The organism is Streptomyces chartreusis (genome assembly GCF_008704715.1).
GTDB classification, from domain to species: domain Bacteria; phylum Actinomycetota; class Actinomycetes; order Streptomycetales; family Streptomycetaceae; genus Streptomyces; species Streptomyces chartreusis.
In genome coordinates this window covers 3,847,975-3,868,198 of the sequence record NZ_CP023689.1, presented here as the reverse complement: position 1 = coordinate 3,868,198, position 20,224 = coordinate 3,847,975, and the positions used below count along the sequence as shown (strand labels likewise).

General features: G+C 70.7%; 16 protein-coding genes. 9 read left to right on the top strand and 7 right to left on the bottom strand.

Annotated features, from left to right (window positions below):
• Window positions 1–53: 53 nt before the first annotated feature.
• Window positions 54–2,657, bottom strand: a complete 2,604-nt coding sequence (locus tag CP983_RS16370; RefSeq protein WP_229914923.1) for an N-acetylmuramoyl-L-alanine amidase — start codon at window positions 2,655–2,657, stop codon at window positions 54–56.
• A 279-nt stretch (window positions 2,658–2,936) separates the two neighbouring features.
• Window positions 2,937–3,827, bottom strand: coding sequence for a septum formation family protein (locus tag CP983_RS16365; RefSeq protein ID WP_125525026.1), 891 nt, complete (start codon window positions 3,825–3,827; stop codon window positions 2,937–2,939).
• A gap of 266 nt (window positions 3,828–4,093) precedes the next feature.
• Here CP983_RS16365 and CP983_RS16360 point away from each other — a divergent pair, with 266 nt between their 5' ends.
• The 4 genes from CP983_RS16360 (at window position 4,094) to CP983_RS16345 (ending at window position 8,067) form a co-directional block, all read left to right on the top strand.
• Window positions 4,094–4,711, top strand: a complete 618-nt coding sequence (locus CP983_RS16360; RefSeq protein ID WP_150500125.1) for an RNA polymerase sigma factor — start codon at window positions 4,094–4,096, stop codon at window positions 4,709–4,711.
• Between the two features lie 267 nt (window positions 4,712–4,978).
• Window positions 4,979–5,857 carry a hypothetical protein gene (locus CP983_RS16355; protein WP_150500123.1) on the top strand — a complete coding sequence of 293 codons (879 nt, stop codon included), beginning with the start codon at window positions 4,979–4,981 and terminating at the stop codon, window positions 5,855–5,857.
• Between the two features lie 474 nt (window positions 5,858–6,331).
• A complete protein-coding gene (locus CP983_RS16350) occupies window positions 6,332–6,994 on the top strand; it encodes an RNA polymerase sigma factor (RefSeq protein WP_030961517.1) in 663 nt (220 codons plus the stop codon).
• Complete coding sequence (locus tag CP983_RS16345; RefSeq protein WP_189748950.1) at window positions 6,994–8,067, top strand: hypothetical protein; 1,074 nt, start codon at window positions 6,994–6,996, stop codon at window positions 8,065–8,067. The genes CP983_RS16350 and CP983_RS16345 overlap by 1 nt, the downstream gene beginning before the upstream one ends.
• Window positions 8,068–8,272: 205 nt before the next feature.
• On the opposite strand, the gene CP983_RS16340 is transcribed toward CP983_RS16345, so the two are convergent.
• Window positions 8,273–9,127 (bottom strand): L,D-transpeptidase family protein, encoded by an 855-nt coding sequence (locus tag CP983_RS16340; protein WP_107905247.1) that lies wholly within the window; start codon window positions 9,125–9,127, stop codon window positions 8,273–8,275.
• A 205-nt stretch (window positions 9,128–9,332) separates the two neighbouring features.
• Here CP983_RS16340 and CP983_RS16335 point away from each other — a divergent pair, with 205 nt between their 5' ends.
• Together CP983_RS16335 and leuE are read left to right on the top strand one after the other, a co-directional pair.
• Window positions 9,333–10,913, top strand: coding sequence for an acyl-CoA mutase large subunit family protein (locus CP983_RS16335; protein WP_150500121.1), 1,581 nt, complete (start codon window positions 9,333–9,335; stop codon window positions 10,911–10,913).
• A 49-nt stretch (window positions 10,914–10,962) separates the two neighbouring features.
• Window positions 10,963–11,610 carry a leucine efflux protein LeuE gene (gene leuE / locus CP983_RS16330; protein WP_125525030.1) on the top strand — a complete coding sequence of 216 codons (648 nt, stop codon included), beginning with the start codon at window positions 10,963–10,965 and terminating at the stop codon, window positions 11,608–11,610.
• Here the strand turns inward: leuE and CP983_RS16325 are convergent, their stop codons facing one another.
• Window positions 11,611–13,113, bottom strand: coding sequence for an FAD-dependent oxidoreductase (locus tag CP983_RS16325; RefSeq protein ID WP_150506635.1), 1,503 nt, complete (start codon window positions 13,111–13,113; stop codon window positions 11,611–11,613).
• Window positions 13,114–13,199: 86 nt separating this feature from the next.
• Between CP983_RS16325 and CP983_RS16320 the strand changes: the two genes are divergently transcribed.
• The 3 genes from CP983_RS16320 (at window position 13,200) to CP983_RS16310 (ending at window position 16,339) form a co-directional block, all read left to right on the top strand.
• Window positions 13,200–13,850 (top strand): TetR/AcrR family transcriptional regulator, encoded by a 651-nt coding sequence (locus tag CP983_RS16320; protein WP_107903804.1) that lies wholly within the window; start codon window positions 13,200–13,202, stop codon window positions 13,848–13,850.
• A 165-nt stretch (window positions 13,851–14,015) separates the two neighbouring features.
• Complete coding sequence (locus tag CP983_RS16315) at window positions 14,016–14,999, top strand: glycosyltransferase family 2 protein (RefSeq protein ID WP_107903802.1); 984 nt, start codon at window positions 14,016–14,018, stop codon at window positions 14,997–14,999.
• Window positions 14,996–16,339, top strand: coding sequence for an alpha-2,8-polysialyltransferase family protein (locus CP983_RS16310; protein WP_150500119.1), 1,344 nt, complete (start codon window positions 14,996–14,998; stop codon window positions 16,337–16,339). Before CP983_RS16315 ends, CP983_RS16310 begins: the two co-directional genes overlap by 4 nt.
• Window positions 16,340–16,442: 103 nt before the next feature.
• On the opposite strand, the gene CP983_RS16305 is transcribed toward CP983_RS16310, so the two are convergent.
• The 3 genes from CP983_RS16305 to CP983_RS16295 all read right to left on the bottom strand — a co-directional run bounded on the left by CP983_RS16305 (window position 16,443) and on the right by CP983_RS16295 (window position 20,104).
• Entirely contained in the window at window positions 16,443–17,594 is a 1,152-nt protein-coding gene (locus tag CP983_RS16305) for an acyltransferase family protein (RefSeq protein ID WP_189748948.1), read from the bottom strand.
• 171 nt (window positions 17,595–17,765) lie between these two features.
• Complete coding sequence (locus tag CP983_RS16300; protein ID WP_125525033.1) at window positions 17,766–19,124, bottom strand: alpha-2,8-polysialyltransferase family protein; 1,359 nt, start codon at window positions 19,122–19,124, stop codon at window positions 17,766–17,768.
• A complete protein-coding gene (locus CP983_RS16295) occupies window positions 19,124–20,104 on the bottom strand; it encodes a glycosyltransferase family 2 protein (protein ID WP_107903797.1) in 981 nt (326 codons plus the stop codon). The genes CP983_RS16300 and CP983_RS16295 overlap by 1 nt, the downstream gene beginning before the upstream one ends.
• Window positions 20,105–20,224 lie beyond the last annotated feature (120 nt).

Below are 20,224 nucleotides of genomic sequence, written 5' to 3'. Positions count from 1 at the left end.
CGGGACCCCGTGGATGGGCGGGGTCCCGGCCGGGTCGGCTGTCTCCGGTGCCGCTACGGCGTCAGCGTCTGGCCCAGGTGGGCGTCCGTCGGGGTGCCCAGGGCGGTCTTGCTGTGGATGACCGCCTGGGTGTAGCCGAGGCCCGTGCTGTTGCTCGGGAGGTACATCACGATGCCGTCCGTGCCGTCCTCGCCCTCGGCGCCGAGCGTCAGGTCCGCGCGGCCGTAGCCCGACAGGTCCGCCAGTGAGACGGCCGAGCCGAGCAGGTCGCCGGTCTCCGCCGATCCGGGGACGCCGGTGGTGTCCTGCGAGACGCGGATCGAGCCGGTGCCGGTCAGGCCGGTCGCGGTGCCCTTGGCCAGCAGCACGTCACCGGCGTTCGACTGGTTCACGCCGCCCCGCGGGAAGTCCTCGCCGGGGACGCCGGCCAGGGCGTCGGCGAATCCGTCGGCGTTGTAGTCGCCGACCGAGACGGAGGCGCCGAGCAGGTCGCCGGACTCGTTGCCGCCCGCGACGTTCGCGGTGTCCTGGTGGATCGTCGTCATTCCGGTCGTGGTGAAGCCCGTCGACGAGCCCGGGACCATGGTGATCTGGCCGCCCGAGAGGCCGCCGGACTCCGACGCGACGGGCTGGCCGATGACGATGTCGTCGTAGCCGTTGTCGTTGACGTCGCCCGCGGCGATGGCGCGGCCGCCCTTGACGGAGAGCACGCCGGCCTTGGTCAGACCGGTCGCCGAGCCTGCGAAGCGGACCACGCGGCCGATGCCGCCCGTGTCGCGGTAGTTGAGGGCGACATCGGCGTAGCCGTCCCGGTTGAAGTCGCCGGTCGCCGCGTCCAGGTAGGCGACCGCGCCGGTGGCCGTGGTGAGCGTGCCCGAGGCGGTCGCGCCGCCGGTCAGCCGAGCGTTCCAGTTGCCGCCCCTGCCGGTGCCGGCCGCGAACACGTCCGCCTTGCCGTCGCCGTTGAAGTCGCCGACGGCGACCGTCGAGCCGAGCTTGGCGCCGGTCGCGGTGACACTGCCGGACGTGGTGTACGAGAAGCCGGTGTTCAGCGCCGGGCCGTACATGACGACGACCTGGCCCCGGTCCGCGTGGCCGCTGGTGTCGTCCTCGCCGGGCGCGCCGATCGCGAGGTCGGCGTAGCCGTCGCCGTTGACGTCGCCCCACGCGGTCGCGGCGCCGAAGCTGTCGCCGGACTCGTGGGAGCCGGGGACACCGGTGCTGTTCTGGGTGAGGGTCCGCCTGGCGGCGGCGACCGGGCCGTCGAGGCCGCCCGGGACGACGGTGAGGGTGCCGCCGTTGCTCAGCGCGCGGGGCGTGCCGGCGACCAGGTCGTCGATGCCGTCACGGTTGAAGTCCGAGGTGGCGAGGGCGTGCGAGATGCCCGGCGTCTTCGCGGTCTGGGCGATCCGGGTGAGCTTGGGGTAGAGGTTCGCGCCGGGGCAGGCCGTGGCGTTGGTGTCCCGGTGGCCGAAGACGCGGGGCAGGGTGACCGACTGTCCCATCGGGATCTTGTTGCCGTCGACGCCCTGGTCCATGCCGGACGTCAGGGTGACCTTGCCGGTCGGGTCGATGCCGTACATGCCGAACTTCCAGGCCACGATCCGCGCGATGGCGTCCAGCCCGGCGCGGCTGGGCCTGGCCGACTCGAAGTTGCCGATGTAGGAGATGCCGACCGTGTCGGTGTTGAACCCGACGTCATGCGCGCCGCGCACCGGCAGGTCCATGCCGCCGCTGCGGCCTTCGAAGATCTGGCCGCACTTGTCGACGACGAAGTTGTAGCCGATGTCGAAGTACCCGCGGGCGAAGTGCTCCTGCTGGATCGTGCGCATCCGGGCCCTGGACTCGCCGCAGGACAGGGTGTTGTCGCTGTTGACGCCGGTGTGGTGGACGACGGCGGCCTTGATCTCCGTGCCGTACTCCGGGGTGCCGTCGTAGTCCGTGGACGCGCCCCACTCGGCCTGGGTGATGACCGGCGGCTTGACGACCGTCGAGGGCCGGGGCGCCGGGACCGTGGGGGAGGGGGAGGCCGTCGGGGACGCGGAGTCGGTGGGCGTCCCGGTCGCCGTCGGCTCCTCCGTGGGCGTCGGGGAGTCCGTGGACGGCGCCGTTCCGGTCGGTGCCGCGGTCTCGGTGGGGGTGGCGGGGTCCGTCGGGACGGGGGCGTCCGTCGCCGGCGCGGTGGTCTCCTCCGCGGCGAAGGCGGCCGGCCGGATCCCGCCCTCGGGGTCGGAGCCCGGGTCGAGCAGCTTGACGTCCATCCCGGCGGGCTGGCCCGCCGCCTCGGTGCCGTCCGCGCTCACGAGCCGTACCTCGACGCCGTCGGAGTCGCCGGTCCACACCGACTCGGTGCCGCCGCGCAGGGCGGCCCGCGCGCCCTCCTCGCCGTCCGCCTGGCCCGGCTCGGCGGCGATCTTCTGCCAGCGGGACCACTTGCCGGTCTCGATGTCCCGGGTGCGCACCTCGGGCGTGCCATTGGCCCTGGCCCCGGGGTCGGTCCAGGTCAGCACGACCGCGCTGAAGCGGTCGGTGTCCTGCTCGGCCAGACCCTTGCGGCCCGAGCCGCGGTCCTTGAGCTTGAGCGTGTGGACGGCCGGTGCGCGGTGCTTCGGCTTGGCGTCGGCCGGCGCTGACGGGTCCGCGATGGCGTACGTCACGATGCCGGCACCGCTCAGCGCGACGGCTCCCACCGTCAGCCACGCACGTCTCTTGAGACTGAGCGGTTTGTACGCATGGGTCCTGCGAGGACTCAACTGTCCCACCCCTAGTAAATGGTCACGGCTGCATCACCTGTCACACAGATGGCACATACAGCCAGCGCACAGGGGTCAAGATCTGTCACTCGCGGGCGAGTTCCGTACCTGGGACGTCATTCGTCGCCAACAGGCAAGCGGGGCCGGGCCCTTGACGGACCCGGCCCCGCTGCGTCAGGCGTGTCAGCCCGCCCAGACCTCGGCGTCGTCGGCCGGCACGGTGGTGGCCAGACCCAGCTCCTTGCGGGCGGCGACCGTCTTGCCCGGGTCGATGCCGGTGAAGGCGGAGTCGTAGGCGATGTAGAACGCGTCGGCGTCGCCCGCGTTCGCGGCCTTCCGCCAGGAGGCGGCCGTCTTCGTCAGCTGGTCGCGCAGCTTGCCGACCTCGGCGCCGTCGATGTCCTTCAGGCCCTTGAGGTGCGTGTCCAGGGCCTCGGCGACGGCCTTGGCCTGCGCCTTGTAACCGGGCAGGTCGTCCTCGACGGTGTCCTTCTCGGGCTGGGTCGCCCACAGCGCGTCGTAGACGCCGTTCGAACCCGTCAGGTACGTCGTCTGCTCCGGCTTCAGCGACTTGACGTCGGGGTTCAGCTCGCCCGTGTAGCTGCCCGACTCCTTGGTGTAGGTGCAGCTGACGGCGCGGTCGCCCGTCGCCCAGCTCTCCTTGGTCGGGGTGTAGTAGAAGATCGCGACGCCCTTGGGGAGCGCCCAGGTGTCCGGGGCGAACTTGCCCGCCTCGACCGGGCACCGCTTGTCGGCGATCGCCGAGATCGCCTCGTCGCCGGGGTACGCCTTCTCCTCGGTGATCGAGAACTCACCGGCGACCTGGCCCTCGTGGGCCTCGGCGCACGGCACGATCTCGACGGTGTAGGCGGTGCCCTCGCCCTTGCTGTTCGGGTTGTAGCAGTCCCCGACGTCCAGCGAGTACACCGAGCGCTGGCGGGCCACCTTCTTGGCGCCGTCCGTGGCGCTGTCCACGGCGTCGGAGACGTCCGAGCACCCCACGGCACCGATCGCGAGCAAGGCAACCACGGCAGATATGCCGCGAAGAGAACGATAAGGGGCAGCGATTGCCATGACGTGTACATCCTCTTAAGTGATCTTTATGGGGGGGCGCGCCGCATCGTATGCCATTTCTGTGGCACGGCTGTGCGAAGGCCCTTGCCTCATCACGGCGTCTCTGACTCGCGACGGCTCGCAAGGGTTGTAGACCGGCCGCTCCCGGACGGCCCCTGTGACACTTCTGTGAGATCAGGCGCTGTTGTGCGTGGAGGGACGTGGGCAAGGGTGGCCACGCCGCGAGGTGTGGATCCGCCACGAACCGGTACGGACGAGGACAGTTCTTGGGCCAGGGAGGGGAACCCCGCCGCGTGCGCGCGCACGACGGGGAATTGGGCGCGGCCGTCGCGCGGGCCCAGGAAGGCGACGAGGCCGCGTTCGCGGTCGCGTACCGATACGTGCAGCCCGCTCTGCTCGGGTACCTGCGCGGGCTGGTCGGGGACGACGCGGAGGACGTGGCGTCCGACGCCTGGCTGGAGATCGCCCGGGACCTCGGGCGGTTCAAGGGCGACGGGGCCGGGTTCCGTGGCTGGACCGCGACCATCGCCCGGCACCGGGCGCTGGACCATCTGCGCCGGCAGAAGGTACGACCCCGGTCGTCGGCTCTGGAGCAGGACGTACTGGAGCTGCCCGGTCCGCACAGCACGCACGACCAGGCACTGGAGTCGATGTCCACGGAAGCCGCCCTGGAACTGGTCGGCGGGCTGCCGCGGGACCAGGCCGAGGCGGTGCTGCTGCGGGTGGTCGTCGGCCTCGACGCACCGTCCGCGGCACGCGTTCTGGGCAAGCGCCCGGGGGCGGTCCGCACGGCGGCGTACCGGGGATTGAAGCGTCTGGCCAAGCAGCTGGGCGTCCAAGGTGTGACGGATGACGGCCCCCGGACGCTGGGGGAATCGAAATGAACAGTGAGGGCGACGACGGCGGCAGGGTCACTGTCCTGCCGGACAACCGTCGCTGACCGGTCGACGAACGGGCGCGTGAGTCGTACGGGGCCTGACGTACGTACAGGCTCTACGGACTCGTAAGTCACAGCTGTCACATTGATTACGTAGGCCACATGGGTCATCGCGACTGCATGGGCCGAAGAGCCATATGGGCCGGACGGGACGTGTGCGACGCGCACTCCCGCGGGCCGATCGAGTTGAGTCGGACAGGGACGGAAAACGGACATGGGTGAACAGCAGAACGGCGGTGGGGCTCCCGGCCGTCGGCGTGCGCACCCTGGTGCCATCGCTCCCGGACACGGCTCGGGTCATGGCCCCGGCCACGGCCCCCGTCATGGCTCAGGACCCGCCTCCGCCACGGACCTGGCGTTCGACGACACGGCCCTCGAAGCACTCCTGTCCGCCGCCGTGCTGCGCGGGCACCGACTGGACGCCGACGGTGAGCAGCGGGCCGTTGCCGCTTTCCGGGCGGCCCGGGACGCGGGCGTGCACCGGGCCCGCACCCGGCGCCGCGACGACTGGCGGCCGCGCGAGCAGCGGTGGCCGGCGTTCTCGGTGAAGACCACGCTTTCCGTGTTCGTGGCGAGCCTCACCCTCGGCGGGGCGGCGTTCGCCGCGATCGGCACGGCCGGGTTCTCGGACGACGCCGCCGACGACCACGGCGCCCCCACCCGGTCCAGCAGTGCCTCCGACCGGCCGGGTGCCCAGCCGTCCGCGGCGTCCGGCGCCGGCTCCGCGAAGCCCGACCACCCGGTCACAGCCCAGGACACCGAGGCCAAGTGCCGCGCCTACGACCAGGGCAAGGACAACGGCAAGGCCCTGGACTCCACGGCCTGGCAGCGGCTCGTCACCGCGGCGGGCGGCGCGGACAAGGTGGCCGCCTACTGCGCCGAGCAACTGGCGGCGGCGAAGAACGGGCCGAACGGGAAGTCCACCGGGCCGGCGGAGAAGTCCACCGAGCCGGCGGAGAAGTCCACCGAGCCGGCGGGGAAGGCGACCGATCCGGCCGGCAATACCGGGACGGGCCCCGCCACCGGCAACGGACAGAGTCGTGGCGAGAGCGGGAACGGCAACTCCGGCAGGACCGCCGAGAAGAAGGACTGACTCCGCGAGCCACTGCCGGCCCGGGGCTCTGGATTCTGGATTCCGGGCTCCTGGCCGCGGCCGGGCTCCGGTCCGATGTGAATGCGGACGGCCGCATGAGCCGATTCGACGACCCCTGAGACGACCCCGGATACGTACCGAGGCAACGGCCGGGGCCGCCACCCCCCACAGGAGAGGCCCCGGCCGTCGCGCGGCACGGGCCGCGCGGCGGCCCGTACCTTCTACAGCGCCATGACTGCGTTTTCTGTCACACCCGGACCGGCGGAACACGGATTCCCGGGTAGTTGCATGTTGTACGGACATGGACGGGCAGCGGTTTCAGGCCGTAACGTGCCTTTCGCGCCGACGGCGGACGAGAACAGACCACCGCAACGACCAGCGGCCCTTGATGCCGCGACCACGATCGAGAGACCACGACGGCGGGGACCCGGTCCGCGAGAGCGGCATCGGTTTAGGCGCGAAGAGGTGCAGCCAGTGCTGGGGGACGACGCGGAGCTGACCGCCGCGGTGCTTGCGGCACAGGACGGGGACGAGACCGCGTTCCGGACTGTGTACCGCTCGGTGCACCCGCGGCTGCTCGGATACGTCCGAACGCTGGTCGGTGACCCGGACGCCGAGGACGTCGCCTCGGAGGCGTGGTTGCAGATAGCGCGTGACCTGGAGCGGTTCAGCGGGGACGCGGACCGCTTCCGCGGCTGGGCGGCCCGGATAGCCCGCAACCGCGCGCTCGACCACATACGCATGCGCGGCCGCCGCCCCGCGATAGGCGGCGACGAGACGGAACTGACCGGGAAGGCCGCCGAGTCCGACACCGCGGGCGAGGCCATGGAGGCCCTGGCCACCGACGGCACCCTCTCCCTCATCTCGCGGCTGCCGCAGGACCAGGCCGAGGCGGTCGTCCTGCGCGTGGTCGTGGGGCTCGACGCCAAGACGGCCGCGGAGACGCTCGGCAAGCGCCCGGGTGCCGTACGGACCGCCGCGCACCGTGGCCTGAAGCGGCTCGCGGAGCTGCTCGGCGACGATCCGGAATCAGCCGGGGTGCTCGACGCCCTGCCTCCCCAGCGAGAACCGCGCGGCCGTGCGGTGACGTCCGCGAGTGTGACGCATATGCGCTCGCGGACGCAGAAGGATGTGTGATGGCCGACGAGCAGTACAGGTGGCTGGACCGCGAAACTGCGGAGCGATTGCTGCGCGGAGAGTCACTCGAAGCTGTCGACGCGGCCGATCGCGACCAGGCAGAACGCCTCGCCAAGACGCTTGAGGCCCTGACCGCCGAACCCCCGCTGACCAGCGCCGAACTCCCCGGAGAGGCCGCCGCGTTGGCCGCGTTCCGCGCCGCGCGCGAGGGCCGCGACAACACCTCCGCCACCGTCGGCGACGGCCCCGGAAGAACCGCGCCCGAGGCCGCTGACGTCGGGCTCGTCCGGCTCGGCAGGCCTGCCCGCGCGGCCCGCCGCCCCCGCTGGGCGCGTCCCGTGCGGCTCGGTCTCGCCGCCGCGCTGGCCGTCGGCATGGTCGGCGGAATCGGGGTCGCGGCCGGAACCGGAGTCCTGCCGACGCCGTTCGACCGGAACGAACCGGCCCGCCCGGCCGCCACGGTCTCCGCGCCCGTACCCACGGAGAACCCGCTCATCTCGCCCTCCCCGCCGACCGGGAACGAGGAGGAGCCCACGCCCGACGGCGGCTCCGCGCCTCCCTCTTCCTCCGGCTCTCCCGAGGACACGGTCGAACCCGGCGGCCCGCCCGCCGGGGATCACGACTCCGCCTCGCAGGACGGGAAGAACAGGCACGGCGGCTGGTGGAAGGCCGTCACTTCCTACTGCCGTGACGTACGCGACGGCCGGCCGCTGCCCGTGGACCGCCGCCGCACCCTGGAGGGCGCGGCGGGCAGTTCCGCCCATGTCTGGAAGTACTGCAAGAGCGTCCTCGCCGGCGCCGGCGAGAGCACCCGCTCCCAGCGCGACGGCGACGAGGACGAGGGCGACGACAAGGGCCACGGCAAGGGCGACGACGACCAGGACAAGGACAGAGGCAAGGGCCACGGGAAGGGCAGGGGCAACGGCAAAGGCAACGGTCATGGCAGGGACCGGGGTGACGACGAGGACCGCTCCCTCGGCCACCGCGACGACCGCCTGACGGACAGCGCTTCACGTGCCGCCTCGACCGTGACCAGGGCGTACGCCGCGGCCCTTCCTGCCGCAAGCCTCTGACCTGCGGTTTTGTGATTCCCGGAAAATTCTTCGGCGCAGGAGTGACGTTTTCGGCCGCCACGGCGCTGAACTGAGTGAGCCGACTGGTCATCGGCCTAGCACAGAGCCGGGGTTCCCCCCGTACCTGCGGCTCGTGCATCGGCGCGGGCGGGACACGTTCCCCCGGTCCCGCCCGCGCCCCACATCCACTCCCGCGCCCAGCGCCTCACCAGTGGACGACGACCTTGTCGCCGTTCCGCACCTCGGCGAACATCTGCGCGATGGCCCGCTCGTCACTCACGTTGACACAGCCGTGCGACGCCCCGGCGTAACCCCGGGCCGCGAAGTCGGACGAGTAGTGCACCGCCTGGCCGCCGCTGAAGAACATCGCGTACGGCATGGAGGAGTCGTAGAGCGTCGACACATGGTTGCGTGACTTCCAGTAGACGGTGAACTCGCCCTCCCGCGTCGGCGTGTACTGCGAGCCGAACCGCACCGGCACCTCCACGACCGTGCGCCCGTCGACCATCCAGCGCAGGGTCCGGCTCGTCTTGCTGATGCACAGCACCCGGCCGGTCAGACACCGCGCGTCCGGCGCGTCGGCCGGCTGACCGCCCATCAGATACAGGTCCCACGTGCCGGGTTCGCGCGTCATCTTCAGCAGCCGGTCCCAGGTGGCCTGGTCGGTCCTGCCCGTCTCGGGCAGCCCGCGCTTGCCCTGGAAGCCCTTGACCGCCCGCTCGGTGAGGTCGTCGTAGATCCCGGTCGGCCCGTCGAAGAGCCAGGCCACCTGCCGCAGCCGCGCCTGGAGTTCACGTACGTCGCGGCCGGTGTCGCCCGACTGCCACAGCACGACGGGCGCAGCAGCGGCCGGCGCCGACGGCGGCTTGTCGTCGGGCGGCGCCGACTTCGCCGACGGCGCACCGCTCGGGACCTCTATGTGGACAGGCGAGTGCCGTTCACCGTCGGAGGCCTGCACGGTGCAGCCGCAGAGCACGGTGAGCGTGGCGCCCGCGGCGAGCACCGCGGTGGATCTGCCCTTACCTCTGGTACGCACCTTCCCCGTATCCCCGATACGCATCCTCGCCATGCCCCTGATACGCATCCCGCCCCCCTGTGTCTCAACGCGACCCCCCGACCGGCCGCTCGACGTCCCCTGAGATGTTCCCCTCGCGTGACCCGTCGCGAACTACGCGGCATGGTGGGAGACGGAGTGGGACACCGAGGTGACCGGTCCTGTCGGGGTGTACTGGCCGGCAACAGGCACTGCAACGCGGAGGCACACCATGGCGCGCGAGTCGGAGTCGGGACTGCCCATCGAGCCGGTCTACGGGCCGGACGCGCTGACCGGCTGGGACCCGGCCGAGAAGCTGGGCGAGCCGGGCGGGTACCCCTACACCCGAGGCGTGTACCCCACGATGTACACCGGCCGCCCCTGGACGATGCGCCAGTACGCCGGCTTCGGCACGGCGACGGAGTCCAACGCCCGCTACCGCGACCTGATCGCGCACGGCACGATGGGCCTGTCGGTCGCCTTCGACCTGCCCACCCAGATGGGCCACGACTCCGACGCCCCGATCGCGCACGGCGAGGTCGGCAAGGTGGGCGTGGCCATCGACTCGGTCGACGACATGCGGGTGCTGTTCGGCGGGATCCCGCTGGACAAGGTGTCGACGTCGATGACGATCAACGCGCCGGCCGCGCTGCTGCTCCTGCTGTACCAACTGGTCGCCGAGGAGCAGGGCGTCACGGCGGACCGGCTCACGGGCACGATCCAGAACGACGTGCTGAAGGAGTACATCGCCCGCGGCACGTACATCTTCCCGCCGAAGCCGTCCCTCAGGCTGATCGCCGACATCTTCAAGTACTGCCGGGCCGAGATCCCGAAGTGGAACACGATCTCGATCTCCGGCTACCACATGGCCGAGGCCGGGGCGAGCCCGGCGCAGGAGATCGCCTTCACGCTCGCCGACGGCATCGAGTACGTCCGCACGGCGGTCGCGGCCGGCATGGACGTCGACGACTTCGCGCCGCGGCTGTCGTTCTTCTTCGTGGCCCGTACGACGATCCTGGAGGAGGTCGCCAAGTTCCGGGCGGCCCGCCGTATCTGGGCGCGGGTGATGCGCGACGAGTTCGGCGCGCGGGACCCGAAGTCGCTGATGCTGCGCTTCCACACGCAGACGGCCGGCGTGCAGCTGACGGCACAGCAGCCGGAGGTGAACCTCGTGCGGGTCGCGGTGCAGGGCCTCGCGGCGGTCCTCGGCGGCACCCAGTCCCTGCACACGAACTCGTTCGACGAGGCCATCGCGCTGCCCACGGACAAGTCGGCCCGCCTCGCCCTGCGCACCCAGCAGGTGCTGGCCCACGAGACGGACGTGACGGCGACCGTCGACCCGTTCGCCGGCTCCTACGTGATCGAGCGGATGACGGACGACGTGGAGGGGGCGGCCGTCGATCTGATGCGGCGGGTCGAGGACCTGGGCGGCGCGGTCGCGGCCATCGAGCAGGGCTTCCAGAAGAACGAGATCGAGCGCAGCGCCTACCGGATCGCCCAGGAGACGGACTCCGGTGAACGGGTCGTCGTCGGCGTCAACCGCTTCCAGATCGACGCGGAGGAGCCCTACGAGCCCCTCCGCGTCGACCCCGCGATCGAGGCCCGGCAGGCCGAGCGCCTGGCGAACCTCCGCGCCGGGCGCGAGAAGCAGGCGGTGGACGCGGCCCTGACCGCCCTGAAGAAGGCCGCCGAGGGCGAGGACAACGTCCTGTACCCGATGAAGGAGGCGCTACGGGCCAGGGCCACCGTGGGCGAGGTGTGCAACGCGCTGCGGGAGGTGTGGGGGACGTACGTCCCCTCGGACGTCTTCTGACGTGAGACGCCGGGACGGAATGTCGGAGCCTCGTGCGACACTCCATCCCATGTTCGGTGTCATCGATCTCCCCACCTATCTGGCCGGTCTTGTCCTGATCGTCCTGCTGCCCGGCCCCAACTCGCTCTACGTGCTGTCCGTCGCCGCCCGCCGCGGCGTCCGGTCCGGGTACACCGCCGCCGCCGGAGTGTGGTGCGGGGACACCGTGCTGATGACCCTGTCCGCCGCCGGAGTCGCCTCGCTGCTCCAGGCGAACGCCGTGCTGTTCGGGATCGTGAAGTACGCCGGGGCCGGCTATCTGACCTGGCTGGCGATCGGGATGATGCGGGCCGCCTGGGCGATGTGGCGGACCCGGCGGGAGAAGGCCGTCGAGGAGACCACCGACACCGCCACCCACGAGCGGCCCTTCCGCCGCGCCTTCGTGGTCAGTCTCCTCAACCCCAAGGCGATCCTGTTCTTCGTCGCCTTCTTCGTGCAGTTCGTCGACCCCGGATACGCCTACCCGGCGCTGTCCTTCGTCGTCCTCGGGGCCTTCGCCCAGGCCGCGAGCTTCCTGTATCTCACCGCGCTGATATTCAGCGGCACCAGGCTGGCCAGTGCGTTCCGGCGGCGCAAGCGGCTGTCGGCGGGGGCGACCTCGGCGGCGGGCGCCCTGTTCCTCGGGTTCGCGGTGAAGCTGTCCCTCGCCAGTTCCTGACTACAGGCCGGCGCGCGCCAGGTACCGGGGCAGTCCGTCGGCCGTGTCGCCGGCCCAGCCCACATAGCCGTCCGGCCGCACCAGGAACAGGCCCGTCCCGTACGACTCCTGCGCCGGGCCGCGGACCACACCGACCGGGCCGGGCAGCTCCGGCGCCTCCACTCCGACCGCCAGCAGCGTCCAGTGCGGACCCCGGAAGGCGTCGAAGAGCCGTACGCCGCCCAGCGTGCCGTCGGGCGCGCGGTCGCCCGCCCGCAGTGCCGCCGGGGCCTGCCGGGTCTCCGCCGTCAGGCTCGACTCCCGGTACCCGAGGCCCAGCTGGCGCGTGGCCACCCCGCGCCGGACCTCGCCCCGGTGCACGCTCGTCGACAGCCCGAGCATGTCCGCCGCGACGGGGCGCCGCTCCTCCTCGTACGTCTCCAGCAGGGCCTCGTCCACCCCGTCCCGCAGGACCGCGCCCAGTTTCCACCCCAGGTTGTAGGCGTCCTGCACGCTGGTGTTGAGCCCCTGCCCGCCGGCCGGTGAGTGGATGTGCGCGGCGTCGCCTGCGAGGAACACGCGCCCGTCGCGGAACCGGTCCGCGAGCGCCGCCCGCGGCCGGAAGTCCGAGGCCCAGCGCACCTCGGTCACGTCCTTTGGCGCCAGATGCGAGCGCGCGGCGACGACCTTGCGCACGCCCTCCAGGGAGAGGTCGACCGACGAGCCCTCCGGGAACTGTGCCGTGACCTGGAAGTCCTCGGTGCCCGCGAGCGGGCAGATGGCCAGGAAGCCGTCGCCCTCGCCGCGGGGCGGGAAGATGTGCCAGTTGTCGCGGTCGAGGCCGGAGATCCTGGCGTCCGCCACCAGCGTCGGGTTCGGATCGACCGTCTCGCCGGTCATGCCGATGCCCAGGGCCCGCCGCACGGCCGACCGGCCGCCGTCGGCGGCGACGACATAGCGGGCGCGGAGCACCGCCGGTAGTGCCGCGAGAGGCCGGTTGCCGGCTGCGGGTCCGTCGTGGCTTGTCGCGCAGTTCCCCGCGCCCCTTCGGAGCGATGCCGAACCGTCGCTCGATTCGCCATGGGCGCTCAGGCGGACCGTCACCCCGTTCGCGTCCTGCTCGATCCCCGTCGCCTCCAGTCCGAAGGCGACCCTGCCGCCCAGCTCTTCCAGCCGGTCGAAGAGGATCCGCTGCGTCCGCCACTGGGGAACCATCCACGGCTCGTCGTACGGGGAGTCCTCGGTGGCCTCGACGGGGTCGAACATCCGGTGCTCGCCCACCCGCTGTCCGTCCTGCCAGATCATCCCGACCGGGTAGCCGCCGCCCGCCGCGTGGATCGCGTCGAGCACGCCCAGGTCGTCGAAGACCTCCATCGTGCGGGGCTGGATCCCCTTGCCGCGCGAGCCCGGGAACAGTTCCCCGGCCCGCTCCACGACCAGCGCGTCCACGCCGCGCCGGGCGAGGTCGATGCCCAGGGCGAGCCCGGTCGGGCCCGCGCCCACGATCAGTACGTCCGTGGACATAACGTCGATGTTCATGCCATTCCCCCTTAACATTGTTAAGTGCCGTCGACCTCGAGAGTGCCCTTAACGGCGTTAAGCTGTCAAGCGTGACTACGGAACGACGAGCGCCCCTCGACCGCAGACGCGTCGCGGACACCGCCCTCGCGCTGCTGAACGAGGTCGGCCTGGACGGTCTGACCCTGCGCGCCATCGCCAAGGAGCTGGACGTCAAGGCGCCGGCCCTGTACTGGCACTTCAAGGACAAACAGGCGCTGCTCGACGAGATGGCCACCGAGATGTACCGCCGGATGGTCGCCGGCACGCCCCTCGATCCCGGCGACACCTGGCAGGAGCGGCTGCTCAAGTCCAACCGCGGGCTGCGCGCGGCGCTGCTCGGCTACCGCGACGGGGCCAAGGTCTTCAGCGGCTCACGCTTCACGGGCATGGTGCACGCCGAGCAGATGGAGGACACCCTGCGCGTCTTCACGGCCGCGGGCTTCCCGCTGCCCCACGCGGTCCGGGCGACCTCGACGACGTACGTCTACACCCTCGGGTTCGTCACCGAGGAACAGGGCGTCGAGCCGCTGCCGGGGGAGCGCCGGGAGGGCTACGACATAGACGAACGCGCCCGCCTGATGGCCGACTTCCCGTTGTCGGCCCAGGCGGGGGCGGAGATCTTCGCCGACTACGAACGGCACTTCGAGGAGGGTCTGGCCCTGGTGATCGCCGGGATCGAGGTGCGGTACGGGGTCGGGTGAGCGTGCGTATGGGGACGTGTGTACGGCGCCGCGTGGTTGATTCTCGAAAAAGGAGGGCGGGCCGTTACTTTTCGTTCACCTGATGGCCGCCGAGGGGACAATGTCCGGCGTCGAACGTCTCCTACGGTCGCAGGGATCCGTCCCGGAGAGAGCCCAGGTGTACGCGTGACCAACCCCCCTACACTGTCCGTGATCGTCCCCTGCTACAACATCGAGTCGTACGTACCCGAGACGGTGACCAGCCTGGTCAACAACGAACGGGACGACTTCGAGTTCATCTTCGTCGAGGACCGGTCCACCAAGGACAAGACGTACGAAGCGCTGCTGACGCTGACGAAGAGACTGAAGAACAGCAGGGTGATACGGCACGAGAAGAACGGCGGACTGGCCACCGCGCGCAACACCGGCATCGACGCCTCGGAAGCCCGCTACATCACCTTCCTCGACGGCGACGACTGGCTGGCCCCGGGCTACCTCGCGGATCTGACGGACGCCATCGAGCGCCTCGACGTCGATTTCGTACGCACCGACCACGTTCAGGTCACCGGAATCGAACGGACCGTGCACCGGGCCCCCGAGGGCCGCCGGCACGTCGCGCTCGACCCGCGCACCTCGATCCTCCCCGTCGACGACACCACCATGGTCGACTACCCCTACGCGTGGGCCGGCGTCTACCACCGCCGCCTCCTCGACAAGGGCATGCTGCGCTTCCACGACGGACTGAAGACCGCCGAGGACCGCCCCTGGATCTGGGACCTGCACCGCAGGGCCGACTCCTACGCCGTCGCCAGCCTGCGCGGCGTCTTCTACCGCCGGGGCGTGGCCAGTTCGCTCACCCAGATCGGTGACGTCCGCCAGCTGGACTTCTTCCGCTCCTTCGACCTGGTCCTCGCCGAACTCGCCGACGACCCCGAGGTGAGCAGGCTGCGCAAGAAGGCGCTGCGCAACTACTGCGTCGTCATCGCCCACCAGCTGCTCAGCCGCGGCCGATTCGAACGCAGCATCGCCGCCAGGCTGAAGCAGATGGCCGCCGAGGCGCTGGGCAGGATGTCGGAGGACGAGCTGGAGGAAGCGCTCGTCGGGATGGGCGAGGAGCGCGTGTACATGTTGCGCCGGATACGGGGCGGCATGAAGGGAGTGGCGGCATGATCCAGATCTTCTTCTCGGCCACGCAGTACGCGGCCGCGACCGTGACCGCCGCCATACGGGCCGGTCAGTTCGGCCCGCGCGAGGGCGTCCGCCGCATCCTCGTCGTCAGCAACACCGCCGCGATCCCCGAGGTCGGCACCCCGCTGGACCGGATGGCCGGCTTCGAGAAGCTGCGCCCCGAGTTCGACGAGGTGCGCTCCTGGAACGAGTTCATCTCCCCGCACCACCCGGCCGGCTGGTCGCCCCGCGGCCAGGACACCCTGCTGTGGGAGAAGGCCGTACGCCTCGCCTGGAACCTGGGCGACGAACCCGTCGAGATCGCCTGTGAGTCGATCCAGGCCAACCCCTCCCGAGCGGTCGCGGACATCTTCGCGGACAGCCCCATCCATGTGTACGCGGACGGCCTGATGAGCTACGGCCCCACCCGCAACCGCATCCCGCACGGCATGAGCAGCCGCATCAAGCGCGTCCTGCACCTGGACCTGGTGCCCGGTCTGACGCCCATGCTGCTGTCCGAGTACGGCGTCGACCCCGAGGCCGTCCCGAACGAGGCCATCGTCGACGTCCTCGCGCAGATCGGCGAGTCCGGCGCCGGCATCCTCGCCGAGCGCCTCCCGGCCGACAACCCGCCCACCGCGGTCCTGCTCGGTCAGTACCTTTCGGCCATCGAGCTGATCAGCCAGGACGAGGAGGAGCAGCTGCACATCCGCATGCTGCGCGCCGCCGCCCGGGCCGGTCACCAGGACGTGCTGTTCAAGCCGCACCCGAGCGCGCCGGCCGTCTTCAACGAGTCCCTGGAGGCGGTCGCCGCGGAACTCGGCGTCAACCTCACGGTGCTCAACGAGCCCGTCCTCGCCGAGACCGTCTTCGCCTTCCTGAAGCCGAAGCTCGTCATCGGCTGCTTCTCGACCGCGCTGATGACCGCGGCCGCCTTCTACGGCATCCCGGTCGCCCGGGTCGGCACGGACATGCTCCTCGAACGCATCACGCCGTACGAGAACAGCAACCGCATACCGCTGACCATCATCGACGCGGCCCTGCCCGACGCGGAGAACGCCGAAATCGGCTCGCCGCTCGAACTCGCCGGCATGGCCGAGGACCTGGCCCCGCTGGTGCGCAGCGTCGGCTACTGCATGCAGTCCCGCAAGCACCACGCCGTACGCGACGAGGTCACCGCCTGGCTCGGCGTCAACCTGGCGCGCTACCAGCACTACTTCAAGCGCCGCCGCCTCACCAGCCTGCGCCTGCCCGGCGGCAGCCCGGTCCGCGCGGAGGCCCTGCGCAGACACCCGGCGGTCCGCAGAGCGGTACGCCAGCTGCGACAGACGACGCGGAAGTAGCAGAGGGCGTATGTGTGGGTGGTGGGAGGCGCGGAGCGCCCCCACCACCAGGGGCGCGGGGAACTGCGCGACCAGCCCCCACCGACCCGCGGCGGAACTCGGCCTAACGCAGCCGAACCGCGGGCAGCGCCCGCTTCAGCCGGGGCCCGAACGGCTTCTCCACGAACCGGTGCATCAGATAGGCCAGCGTCAGCAGACTCAGCACGGACAGCGCGAGCGTCGTGTACGAGCCGAGGCCGAGCCCCCGGTGCAGCACCCGGATGAAGAACCAGCCCAGGTGCTCGTGGATCAGATAGAAGGGGTACGTCAGCGCCCCCGCCAGCGTCAGCCAGTTCCAGTTGGCCCAGCGCGTCCAGCCCATCGCCACCACCGCGACCGCGGCGAACGCACAGAACACGATCGCCTGGATGACCAGCGGATCGCGGTGGAACTCGCCCTGCGCGCCCGGGTGCCACAGCGCCATGACGGAGTAGCGCTGGCCCAGCAGGAATGACATGCCGACGATCCCCCACAGCAGCAGGTCGCTGCCGAACCGGTGGATCAGGTACAGCGCGAGCCCGCCGATGAAGAACGGCGCGTGGTCGCGCATCACCAGCTCGTCGGTGAGTGGGTTGTCGGCGACCCGGGCGAACGCGCCGGCCAGCGTCCACAGGATGCAGAAGGTGACGACCCGCTTGTAGGTGACGCCCTTCCAGATCACGAACACGGCGAAGAGCACGTAGAACTTCAGCTCCACCCACAGCGTCCAGCACACGCCCAGGACCCGCGGCACGCCCAGCGGCTGCTGCATCATCGTGAGGTTGACCAGGAACTCGTCCGGCCTGACCGGGTGGACGACGACCGGCAGCAGCACCGCGGCGCCGGTCACCATGACGATGGCTACCCAGTACGCCGGGTAGAGGCGGGAGATCCGGGAGCGGAAGAAGTCGCCGAGGGTGCGGCCCCAGCTGCTCATGCAGATCACGAACCCGCTGATGACGAAGAAGAACTGCACGCCCAGGCTGCCGTACGTGGACAGGTGCGACAGCGTCGGGAACATCTCCCCGGGGGACTGGTGCCAGGAGTTGGCGACCTCGCCGTTCTTGCCGGTGAAGTGATACATGCACACCATCAGCGCGGCCATCAGCCGCAGACCGTCCAGGGCACGCAGCCGGTTCTCGCGCTTGGGCCGGACGGGAGGCCGCTCGGCCAGGACCTCGTTCAGCCGGGGTGCCGCCGGCACCGGCGGTGCCGTGGCCTGGTCAGCCGCGCTCATCCTGGGGCCCTTCTCCTGGGAGTCTCGAGGTGCGTTCAGTCGTACGTGATGGACGGTGCCATTTCATACGACGACCGAACGCTATGTCCCTCGGACGGGTGAAAGGTGAGTGACGGCTGACGCTCAGGGAGCGCAAAGGTGTCACACGGATGAACGACCACCCCGGGTGGGTTACTTCCGGCCGGCCACCTGCTTCAGCGCACGGGCCCGCCGCGCCAGTCGGCGCACGGTGGCGTTGCGCGGGATGAAGGAGAGCTGGGCCGGCACGGCCCCGGGCAGGGCCAGCGCGGTCAGGCGCTTGCGCTTGAAGTAGCGCCAGGTGTGCGGGTTCAGATGCTTGGAGAGATAGGCCTCCGCCGCGCCGCGCAGCCCCGGGTAGATCTTCGGCTGCATCGCGAAGCCGACCGCCCCCAGCAGCGCGGCCAGTTCGTCCACCCGCTCCCGCGAGGGCATCGTCCAGCCGCTCACCGCGGAGGCGTCCGCGATGTCGGGCAGCACCGCGTCGACGATGGTCAGCGGCACGCGGTTGCTGTTCTGGTACGGCGTGAGCCGGGCCAGCACGGCATCGGTGCCGACCCGCGCGACCGGCAGGTTGTACAGACCGGCGGCGGTGAACAGCGCGGTGGAGAAGCAGCCGACGACGAGCGCGGGCCGCAGCCGCTGGAAGGCGACCTCGGCGAGCACGGGACGGTCCAGCAGGGTGAGTTCGGCGCCCAGTTTCTCCGCCTCGTCCTCCAGGAGCTTCGACCAGCGGGCCGGGGCGACCGGGTGCGGCTTGAACACCAGCCTGCGGTGCCCGAGCGCGACGGCGCCGCGCACCATCTTCAGATGCAGGTCCTCCTCCTCGGCGTCGGTGAGGATGCCGAGCGCGGAGAGGTACTGGCCGAGCAGCAGCGCCGGCTGTTCGCCCCCGGACGGCGAGGGCAGCGCGGTCTCCGCCTCGGAGAGCTCGCCGAGCACCTTCAGGAACACCTCGGACGGCACCAGTTCGGACGGGACGCCGAACTCGGTGAGCAGCAGCGGGGTGAGGCCCGGGACGAGATCGAGGTGCAGCAGCCGGCCGATCCGGGTGCCGACCAGCGGGTCGATCTTGTCGCGCGTGGGGCCATAGCTTATGAGGCCGTCCGCGTAGACATCGACGGGAGCGCCGGTGAACAGCTGGCACAGCGCGAGCGCCGGATTGACCTGGACGGACTCCACGGCCAGCTGGATCTCGTCGTCACCGAGGTTCCACAGCAGCCGTACGTATCGCTCCCACATGGGGATGTCGTCCGCGCGGGGGGACCAACCGCTCGGGTGGAACGGGGAGATGGTCTCGTTCCAGGACAGCACCTCGTCGAAGCGGCCGCGCAGCCGGTCGAAGCCCGGCATCGTGTCGACGGACGGGGTGATCTCGGGGTTGACCGCGTTGTTGGTGACCAGCAGCAGCCTGCGGTCGGCCGGTTCGAAGAGCCCGGCGTCCAGGGCGGCGGCGAGCGTGGCGGCGCCGTACAGGGTCGAGGCGCAGAAGATCTGGGTGGTGCGAGGCATCAGGCGGCCACCGTCCGGGCCCCGACCGCCCTGCGGCGCACCCGCCGCAGCCGGGCCGCACGCTGCGCGTCCATCGAGTCCATTACCTCCGCGAGCACGTCCTGCGGCATTCTTTTCAGGGCGGCGGCGCTCATCGAGCGCAGTTTTCGAGCCACGGCGGGTTCGAACCTCTCGATTTGTCCGAGATGATGAGCCATGATCGCGCAATAGGTGCGCACGGCTTTCGGAAGCAGTTTATCTGCCTGCGGGTCACGCGCCGTTTCCTCGATTACCTGGTCGAACGCACGAATGAAATCGAGCTGCCGAACATCACCGATCTGGGTGAGAGACGACGCCACTCCGCGCCGGTAGTAGACACCGAGCAGTCCCACCGCGGCGAAGGATTCCGCCTCCCGGTGCAGTTTCCAGATCCACGGCCGGTCCTCGGCGGTGCGCAGCCCATGGGTGAACTGCAGGATTCCGCGGTCGGCCAGCCGGCGGTGGTAGATCCCGGCCCACGCGTACGCGTAGTCCACGGACGTCGAGCGGTCGGCGGGGAGGATCGCCTCGCGCGGGTCCATCACCGTCCAGCGCCGGCCGTGCGGCACCCGGTGGATGCTGCGCGCCCGCCCGGTGGACTGCACATGGTCGGTGCGTACGAAGTCGCACCCCAACTCCTGGATGGCGGACAGCAGCTGCGGGAAGTAGCCGGGAGCGAGCCAGTCGTCGCCGTCCAGGAACGTCAGGTACTCGCCGCGCGCCTTTTCGATTCCGGTGTTCCGCGCGGTGGCCAGCCCTCCGTTCTGCTCGTGTCTGACGAGCACGGCGCCCGGCAGCTCGCGCTCGGCGCGCGCGAGGATGTCGGGTGTCCCGTCCGTCGAGCAGTCGTCGACGAGGATGAACTCGAAGTCCTCACGTGTGTTCGCACGCAGGCTCTTCAGGGTGTCTGGCGCGTATTGCTGCACGTTGTAGAACGGCACGATGACGGAGAGCTTGACCACGTGAGGGACGTTAGGGGTCGGTCCGGCATCCGTCTTTACTCGCAGCTTGATGTCAGGTGAACGACACGTGGCGATGCAGTGAACCAGGCTTTTTTTCAACGACTTCAGGCCTCGCTTCGT